Source organism: Burkholderia sp. ABCPW 11 (assembly GCF_001523445.1).
GTDB lineage: Bacteria > Pseudomonadota > Gammaproteobacteria > Burkholderiales > Burkholderiaceae > Burkholderia.
Window position 1 is genome coordinate 1 of record NZ_LOVM01000005.1, and the last position, 9,262, is coordinate 9,262.

The 9,262-nt window shown below is 50.1% G+C and carries 6 protein-coding genes and 2 pseudogenes; 6 read left to right on the plus strand and 2 right to left on the minus strand.

The genetic code is table 11. The features are described from left to right. Positions 1-77: 77 nt before the first annotated feature. Both WS61_RS32510 and WS61_RS03615 read left to right on the plus strand, forming a co-directional pair. Positions 78-665, plus strand: a pseudogene (locus WS61_RS32510) (IS30 family transposase); the annotation flags it as partial. A gap of 7 nt (positions 666-672) precedes the next feature. Beyond that, positions 673-960, plus strand: a pseudogene (locus tag WS61_RS03615) (integrase core domain-containing protein); the annotation flags it as partial. Positions 961-1,106: 146 nt separating this feature from the next. Here WS61_RS03615 and WS61_RS03620 read toward each other — a convergent pair. Together WS61_RS03620 and WS61_RS03625 are read right to left on the minus strand one after the other, a co-directional pair. Continuing rightward, entirely contained in the window at positions 1,107-1,958 is an 852-nt protein-coding gene (locus WS61_RS03620; protein WP_218921197.1) for a methyltransferase domain-containing protein, read from the minus strand. A gap of 75 nt (positions 1,959-2,033) precedes the next feature. Continuing rightward, positions 2,034-3,353, minus strand: a complete 1,320-nt coding sequence (locus WS61_RS03625; RefSeq protein ID WP_059499276.1) for a salicylate synthase — start codon at positions 3,351-3,353, stop codon at positions 2,034-2,036. Between the two features lie 1,521 nt (positions 3,354-4,874). Between WS61_RS03625 and WS61_RS32515 the strand changes: the two genes are divergently transcribed. The 4 genes from WS61_RS32515 to WS61_RS34670 are packed head-to-tail and all read left to right on the plus strand — an operon-like array spanning position 4,875 to position 9,176. Next, the gene (locus WS61_RS32515; RefSeq protein WP_157692671.1) at positions 4,875-5,528 is read left to right on the plus strand and encodes a 2OG-Fe dioxygenase family protein; all 654 of its coding nucleotides are present in this window, start codon (positions 4,875-4,877) and stop codon (positions 5,526-5,528) included. Between the two features lie 52 nt (positions 5,529-5,580). Further along, entirely contained in the window at positions 5,581-6,303 is a 723-nt protein-coding gene (locus WS61_RS03630; protein WP_059499277.1) for an SDR family oxidoreductase, read from the plus strand. A 15-nt stretch (positions 6,304-6,318) separates the two neighbouring features. After that, the gene (locus WS61_RS32520) at positions 6,319-7,929 is read left to right on the plus strand and encodes a benzoate-CoA ligase family protein (protein ID WP_095211581.1); all 1,611 of its coding nucleotides are present in this window, start codon (positions 6,319-6,321) and stop codon (positions 7,927-7,929) included. A gap of 2 nt (positions 7,930-7,931) precedes the next feature. Continuing rightward, positions 7,932-9,176 carry a hypothetical protein gene (locus tag WS61_RS34670; protein ID WP_157692672.1) on the plus strand — a complete coding sequence of 415 codons (1,245 nt, stop codon included), beginning with the start codon at positions 7,932-7,934 and terminating at the stop codon, positions 9,174-9,176. Positions 9,177-9,262: the final 86 nt, after the last annotated feature.

Below are 9,262 nucleotides of genomic sequence, written 5' to 3' on the forward strand. Positions count from 1 at the left end.
TTCGGCCTACGGCCGAAGGCTCATGAAAGACCGAACACTAACGCTCGGCACTGTCCAAGAAATCCAAGCGGTTCAAAGACGTGATGATCTCCGAACGTCCAGCGGAAGCTCAAGACCGTGCTGTACCGGGACATTGGGAAGGCGATCTGATCATCGGCTTGAACCGGTCTGCGATCGGAACGTTGGTCGAGCGATCAAGCCGATTCACCATGCTCATCCATCTGCCTCGCGAGGAAGGCTACGGGTTGATTCCCAGGACGAAAAACGGTCCCGCGCTGGCCGGCTATGGGGCTGTCACGATGGCCAATGCACTCAAGAAAATCGTGACGAGCATGCCTTCCCAGTTGTGGCGATCATTGACTTGGGATCGGGGAAAGGAACTGTCCGACCATGCTCGCTTCACAATTGAGTCTGGTGTGAAGGTCTTCTTCGCCGACCCGAACAGCCCATGGCAACGTGGCACGAACAAAAACACAAATGGCCTTCTACGACAATACTTTCCAAAGGGCACGGATCTGTCCCGATGGAGCGCTCGAGAGATTCAAGCCGTTGCTAATACACTGAACACCAGGCCCCGAAAAACACTCGGGTGGAAAACGCCTGCTGAAGCTCTGGACGAATATCTCCGGTCTGTTCAACAATCTAGTGTTGCGACGACCGGTTGAATCCACCCAATACGCAAGTCGGAAGTTCCGTCAGCGTCTGTGGCGCTACCGGATAAAGCAGAGCATGAGCCGTCGTGGAAATTGCTGGGACAATTCCCCGATGGAGCGGTTGTTCCGCAGCTTCAAGACGGAATGGCTGCCGTCAGTGGGTTACATGTCGGCGCAGGAAGCACACCGGGATATCAGTCACTACCTGATGCATCGATACAACTGGATACGGCCGCATCAGTTCAACGACGGACTGGCGCCGGCTGTCGCGGAAGAAAAACTTAACGCAGTGTCCGGAATCAGTTGACCACTACAGATGACGACGGCGCGAGGTTTTTCAACACCCTGCTAGGTTTACAGAAAGGCACAAGAATAACCCTTATTTTAAGAGTGCCCTTGTGTCCGCAGATGCGTGGTGTCGCTCCAAGCGTCACCGGCGCCACTAGCGAGATTTCAGGAATTCGACTCATTATTGATGCATTCACTCTTTATCGGCTTTTGCCCCCATACCTGAAAGAACAAGTGGGAGACGACGAGTGTGTTCGGGTCCGCGATATGTTGGCGCAGAGCTAGTTTAAGCGACTCATACTCATCTTTTGAGATTGGTAATTCGGCGACGAGCCGATCGCTTAGGTTCTCGGCGAAGTCGTGCGCAAGATAACGTCGCTCGTGGTCCGGCGGATAAACGTGAATCAATGGATTAACCATGATTTTCTGAATGCCGGTGATCTCGCGCAGCAGTCGGGGGAGCTTTCTTCCGATGTATGGATCAATGCCATTTTTCTCGGAGTAGCCGGAAAAAAGCTGCATATACCTCTCCCAAGCTTCTGATGGGGGATCACAGACGAAACTCAGATAGTCGGCTTCGTGCAGCGCGATCCATCCGCCGGGTCTCACGAGCGACATCGCCTCCCGCACTATTTCCTCAGGCTGAGGCACATTGACAAGAACGAGGCGGAGCGTGACCAAATCAAATGTGTTCCTCGGGAGGCCCGTGTTCCGGGCGTCACGATGGACAACCTCGACGTTCCCGAGGCCTCTTTCGCGTGCCATTGCTCGCGCCAAACCAACGCTTTCGTCGCTACGTTCGACACCAATCACCAGCCCGCTCGCACCGACACGCTCTGCGAGCATGTCGAGGCAACCGTGCGGACCGCATCCGATTTCCACGACCTTGCCACCACGCTTGAGAGGAATCTGATCGAAAAGCCACTTCGATTCAGTCGCTAGCTGATATGCCTGCCTCTGAAGTCGCAGCTGTTCTTCATCGCGATATCCGAGCACATATTGGTCGTTCTGTCGCATGCGCAAATCCGTTGGTGGTAGGCCATTTTTTGTCGCGAGCGACTGGTGGTCCTACGGATGGGGTGGCGCTCCCGCTCAGGGTCTTGTGACGAGGTAAGGGGCGATACTGGCCAGCTTTTCGTTGGTTTCGGCTAGCTCCCGTTCCGGCCTGGATTGAGCGATGATGCCGGCGCCAGCCTGGAGCCACCGCCTAGATTCATCCTGGAACACCGAGCGTAACACCAACGTCGCTTCGAACATGTCGTGCCCCTCGAGAAGCAGGACAGCGCCAGCGTACAACTCGCGTGGAGTATCCTCGAGGCGCTCGATGGCGTGCAGCGCAGGCGTCTTCGGGATGCCCGATGCTGTAATCGAAGGGAACAGAGTGTTGAATGCATCCCAAGCGTCTTTTCCACTGGCCAAATGTCCTGTGACGCGAGAGCCAAAATGCTGCACGCTACCGCGCATGCGTATCGACATGAAGTCGTTCACAGCAACAGACCCCGCGACGCATATTTCGTCAAGCTCTGCGATTGCGGCCCGCACCGAGACCACATGCTCCACAATTTCTTTCGTATCGTTGAGCAACTCTTTGCGTAGTGCGGCTATCTCTTCGTCGGTTCCTAGAGCGGAGCGCGTTCCTGCAAGTGGCTCGGTCGAGACAACACCGTTTTCAACAAGGGCGACGAGTTCCGGGCTGAAACCGACTGCCTCAAAATGTCCATGCTTGAACAGGAACGAGCGCGCCGGCGAATTGAATTCCCGGCCACGCCGCAGCGTGGCCGGCATGTCGATTTCGCTTTCGAGTTCGATTGGGCGGGAAAGGATGACTTTCGCATACGCCTCGTCGCCAATTTCGACCAATGCCCGGCGAACCCGGTCCTGATAACTGGCGGCGTTGGCGGATACGTCGACCGTCAGCCTACCTGTAGGTCTCTCCTTGGCGCGATTAGACATAAGCGCCTGAATTGTTCGGGCAGAATCTTGATTGGCGGTATAGATCGTCGCAAATCCCTCAGCGAAAATCACCTCCGTATGGGGCACCATTAGTGCAAGCAGTGGCCATCGTCCCGGCCGGTATGGATGCCCATTTATATGTGCTGCATAATTGAAACCGGCGTGGCCATAGATCCTGGCGGCCGACGCCGCGTGACGCGAAAGAAATGCCCTCGCTGTATCGGCAAGTGTTCCCTTTATTGAGACATGCTGCGTTTCTTCATTGGCAAAGATCGTAGCCCGGCTGCCATCCGGACTGATCGTCATCGAAGCCTTTGCACCCATCCCGACATACCAGCAAGAACCTCTCTCGTAGACATAGCAGTCCTCTCCTTCATAGTGATTCAACAGAACCTCAATCACCGACAATACTTGAGGCTTTGGTATAGAAATTCGCTCGGTATGCATATGATCAGTCATGTTGCCCCTCGAGAATGCAGTAATGTTTACCGTTTGAGCGGAATGTTGTAGATGGTCTGAAGCGCGAAGATAAAATGCATTCGATACACGATCTGCCGACTCTCGACAAGTTTAAAGTCGGACCCGCCATGCATACACAGGGCGTTATCAATATTGGATATCACGCGCCACCAAAAGACCTCCTACATTTGGTCCACTACTATCGTTGTTCCACCTTCTCGATCATGAATCTAAACTCATTTAAATCAAGCGAGCAACAATTAATCTTTAAAAGAAAAATTCGTATGCGGTCCCTCCAATGATAGGATGATTTTTAATTGTATCTATATAATTTTTTATTATTTGAGACGATGCCAACTATCGAGCTCGAATAGAGCAGTCGTTAACATATCGAAAGGAATGTTCGAAACAATGGCTGCAATAGTTTAGTGAAGTGAATCTCAATCTCCCCATGTGGGCCGGAATTAACGAAGAGGAGCGGTTCGCCGACGGAGGTTGACTACCACTCAACAGAAGATATCGACATTGACGACCGTGGATCGGTAGTTTTCGTCGAATTTTGACCCGTGATTGATCCCTCTACGGGAAATTGTGAGGTGAACGAGGCGATCCCGAATCAATGGGCGCATGGCTGCGCCTGTCCCGGGCGAGCGAACCGAAATATCGGACAGCGCACAAGGCCAACATCGTCGACGACGACTAGGTCGAATCGATATCGGGCCGGCTCAAGACCGGCAGCCATTGGCCGCCGCAGAGTTGGACCACTCATGCGACTCTGAAACTGGGCGATCTGCCGGTGTACTTGAGTTGATCGAATTCGGGATCCGCGGACGGACGGTTCGTCGTGTTGAGGCGCTCGGCCGTCAGCCACGCAAACTTCGATGCGTTTTGCCTGGATGCTGGCGACCTTGGTTCTTCATGCCTTTTCGCCACAAGAGGCCGCCCACAGAGTCTTGGCCCCAAGCCAGGAACCTTTGATTCAATTTTTCATCTCATTCAAGCCTTTATTCCGAAAATCGAAATATTGCAGTTACGTAACAATTCCCTCTTCGGATGGATCAGTTCCTATTATCTACAATAACAAACGATTATATCTCGCTCGCAGTCCATCATTCTAATATGGATGCATGCCTCGATGAGTCGACCTTACCATTTAATTTCTAAAGCTTTCGAAAATATGCGCGTTTTTTGGCCGCAAAAATAGAGAGAAGGGGCGGTGGCGAATGGAAAGGCAAAGACGTGGAGTCGATATCGATTCGAATAAACCGCGGTGATTCTCGCGCGGCTTATTTAATGTCGATTGCGAATTTTAAAATAATAGATACATGGATTGGGCTCCGCACAGTAAAATCGAATGCTGGACGCGCTAAATATTGATTGTCGACGCGCAAATGATGGGCATTTGGGTAAAAGTTTTATTGCGTCGCGCATCGGACACTCCTTTTTCTTTGAATGAGCGGATTAATTCAATTGGTCATTAATTTAAGTCAAGATAATTTAACTCCGAATTGGAGGGTGTCTATGAAAAACTATCTAGGCAATGACGGGGAGTGTGCTTTAGGTCGGAATATAGTCCATCCATCCACGATCGATAGGTTGCAGATGTCGTTTCATGATGTGCCAAACGATCAGTATGTAAAAAACAAAAGTAGACGTAAAGACATTGTTAGAGTTGTGAATTTGGGTGGGCAAGTAAAAAAAGGCTCTCATGGGCCAATTTTTCACCCAGTTAATGAGCGCTTCTATTCAAACTCAATCGTCAGGTTCTACGAAGAAGTTCCCGATAAGTATTTTTACCTCATCGAGGAAATATCAAATATATTTTTCGATCATTTTTTGATCCCTGCGGGTAGTGAAGCGTTGATACAACGACAAAGAATCATTGCAATTGGCCCTGGATCGACCGCTACCACTGTTGAGGGAATGCATCGAGATGGAGTGCAAAGTTTGGCAATATTCTCTATCACCAGGCAAAATATTACAGGCGGTGTAAGCTATGTCTATTCGAGGGACGGGAAGAAAATCGTCGATGCGATACTTTATCCCGGAGACGCCATGTTCATTGACGACTCGCAATGCCTGCACGGCGCATCTGATATTATGCGTATAGACAATGAGTGGCCAGGTTATCGAGATATAGTTATTGCAACACATCCAGCGTGCCGAGAAAATTGAATTTCCGGTCTAGTAGATGGCAAGCTTATTATCAAATGCCGGGGGATGTGAAATGAAACCAAAAGTTATTTTGATAACTGGAGCTAGTAGTGGAATAGGCGCTGCAACTGCTCGTCAATGCTGCGAGGAGGGACATCATGTAATTCTGGCCGGCCGCCGCGCCGAACAACTGAAGGGGCTCGTGCAACAACTTGGGTCGATGGCGCTACATCAGGTCTGCGACGTAACGGACCCGCTCGCCGTACGCTCAGTCGTGGATTTTGCAATCAACAAATTTGGAAAAATTGATGTCCTGGTTAATAACGCCGGAACCATGCCTCTTGCATACATTAGAAATGGGGACATAGAGACGTGGTCTAATATGATCGATGTAAATCTCAAGGGTGTTATCTATGGTGTATCCGCCGTACTTCCCCATATGATCAATCGGCGGAGTGGGCATATCATTACTGTTTCATCTGTCGCGGGTCACATCGTCTTTCCGGGGGCAAGTGTCTACTGTGCTACGAAGTTCGCCGTTCGTGCATTTATGGAGGGTCTCCGTCTTGAAGAAAAGAAGGTAAATTTAAGAGCGACAATCATTTCTCCCGGAGCGGTTGCGACCGAGTTGCCAAACTCCATAAAAGATCCTGAAATGAAGAAATTCATGGCTCCTGTCTTTAATATTGCACTTGACCCAGGCGCCATTTCGGAGGCCATTTCATATGCGATACGGCAGCCTGACGATGTAGACGTCAATGAAATCATTATACGTCCACGCGCGCAGAGCATTTGAGAATGGAGCGATTGCATGAAAATCGATGTGAGTCACGCCAAGGATGCTGTCGCGGGCCCCTTTAATGTCGCATCATACCTCGTCGGTAAAGAAACGGTGAGGGATGTGGCAAGTCGCATAGCGCTTGTAGATGCTAGCGAGTCGATAAATTACGATGAGCTGAGAAACCGTGTCATTTCGGCGGCAGCGGGTTGGAAATCGATCGGACTCCGGCCGGCGCATCGAGTCATGATTCATGCTGCTGATACGGTAAGGGCCGTAATCGCTTTTCTTTCGACGATATGGTGCGGTGCGGTGCCGGCGTTTGTTTCAACACTCTATTCCAGCGACGAAGTATTGTGTCTCTCAAAAGAGATGGAGGCTGAATTTCTCGTCGTTGACGAAGCTAAATTTTTAGAAATGCGCTCGATGAAGCGAGACGGTTTTGATGGGGAAAAGATTGTTGTTCTGGATGGGCCGGCTATTTCTTCGGTCATCCATGAATCCGCATGCCTTTCTTGGATGCGTCTTGTTGCGCGTGGTGAAGGCAATTATATTCCCGTAGAAAATACAGATGAAGATTCGGTTGCATTCTGGATATATACTTCAGGGTCGACCGGAAAGCCTAAGGCGGTTATGCACCGTCATGGCAGTGTAAGGACTATCATATCCGGCTACGGGAGCGAAATTTTAGAGTTGTCGAGAGATGACCGGTGCCTTTCTGCATCAAAATTGGGCTTTGCATATGGCCTTGGAAATTCATGCTTCTTCCCTTTGGCTGCTGGTGCCTCATCGATCTTGCTGTCGGAAAACTCAACGGCGCGGAGTTTGCAGGACGCCATAGTTAAATACGAACCAACTGTTTTTTTTGGAATGCCGGCGCTATTTTCAGCTATGCTTAAAAATCTCTCTCCAAGAGATCTTTTTGACAAGATTCGGCTGGTGGTTTCCGCCGGTGAAGCCTTGCCATCTGAGCTTCAAAGAAAATTTAGAGATCGATTTGGTGTGGAAATTGTTAATGGGCTTGGGTGTACCGAGATGCTGCATATCTTTGTTTCGAATCGTCCGGGTTTCGCGACAACCGATCATGTCGGACACGTTGTCCCAGGTTATCAGGTCCGCATTGTCAGGGATGATGGCTCTCCAACGTGTCTAGGGCAGCCGGGAAGACTGCAGGTTCGAGGCCCGTCTGCAACTGTTGGTTATTGGCGGCGTATCCACGAGGAAAGATATTTGTTCGATGGCGATTGGCTGAATACCGGCGACATAGCCATTGGTGGCGATTCGGCTGGCTATAGGCTGATCGGAAGAGTGAACGATATGATGAAAGTTGGGGCATTATGGGTGTCACCCAACGAGATCGAGTCTGTAGTCTTGCAACATAGATTCGTACAGGCAGCCGGGGTCACGTCAAAACCGGACTCGTTTGGGACTGGATATTTGGTGGCATGCGTTGTGCTCGCCGCTGAGGAAGATAAACGCAAATTAATAGTCGATGACTTGTTTAAATTTTGCCGAGAAAAACTTCCTCCGGGAAAACGACCTCGGGAAATATTGGCTGTAGATGCGTTGCCTATTAACCACGCCGGAAAATTGCAACGCGCTAAGCTTCGAGAATTATTAATTGAAGAATCAAAAGGAGAGTAGATATGAGCGCTTCGGAATCGCGAGTCTCCAATGTTCCCGGCCCGCTCGATCTGCTTTTCTTTCGTGCGGGAGTCGAGCCGTCCGGGATGGCAGCCTCTTCAAATGTGGGTGCTATATTGCATTTCCGAGGGGCCTCGCCGGATTTTGACTTGCTTGAAATTAGTCTTCGGGAGGCGGTTCAGAAATTGCCGTGTCTTACCCATTATATTTCATGCGATGCTGGCGGAGCCAAGTGGATCCGAGATTGCAGTGATGTTGGCGAGCATTTGTCGACAATTTGTTTGGATGGATCTGTTGATCTCGATTCAATAATTTTTGACCTCAGATTTTATAAATTTGCCCCGGATATTTCCCCGTGGAAGATGTGGCTCATTTCCGGCTACGCAAAGGACAGGTACGTTATTTTTTACCTTACGCGACATGACGTCCAGGATGCCGCAAATATCGCATCCGTTTTGGAGGCCATTTTTCAGCAAGGCTCGAAATCAAGAATTTTGCGTGGAGCTCAATTCTCGCCGCCTCTCCATTGGTCTGATTATATGGAGGCGATGGACACGCTTGATGTGTGCGTTAAGACGCATGGTTTTTGGACAGGTGGGCCAATTCGACTTTCGGGCGAGCGGAATGTAACGTGGGTTCGAATGCCTACTGCGGAAGTCAAAGCGATATCGGAAAAATGGTCTTGCAGCATCAATGATATTCATTTGGCAGCCTTGAATTTCTCCTTTTCGTCGTGGGTTGATGCGCACTGGTCTCACATGAGCAGCAATTGCTTGCCGATTCTCGTTCCCGTAAATATTCGACTCGAAAGTGAAAGGGGCAGACCGGGAAATCGTTTCTTTTTAACTCGAATTGATGTCAGTTGCCAAAGGCGTTCCCCAGCGGAATGTTTGTTTGCGATTCTTAAGGGAACGGCAAGAATGAAGTCAAGAAAATGGAGGATGGCAATATCCGATATCATCGGTCCGACTTCCGGAAATCTTGTTGATCAATTTTATGAGGAGTCTTCCGGTGAGGATAAGCTAAGTGTTGTTGGGTCGAGTTTCTATTTGAAAAATGATCTCGGGCTTGGTGAGGCTATTGTTGAGTGCGTGGACCCGTTGATATGTTGCCCTGATGGATTTCCGGCAACTGTTGCATTTTTCGTATATGGCGACTGGTCTTCGGTGTGCTTTAACGTTGACGAAGCGTTGCCTGGGGTTGAGGCGATTTCAGTCGGTTGGCGTGATTTCTGGGAGCGTATCTAAGGGCGCGCTGGGGGTGTCAGGATTTCCGTGTTCAAGGCGGGTTGAGTAATTACACGGAAGGTCGAACGAACCGGTCTGCATAAAGG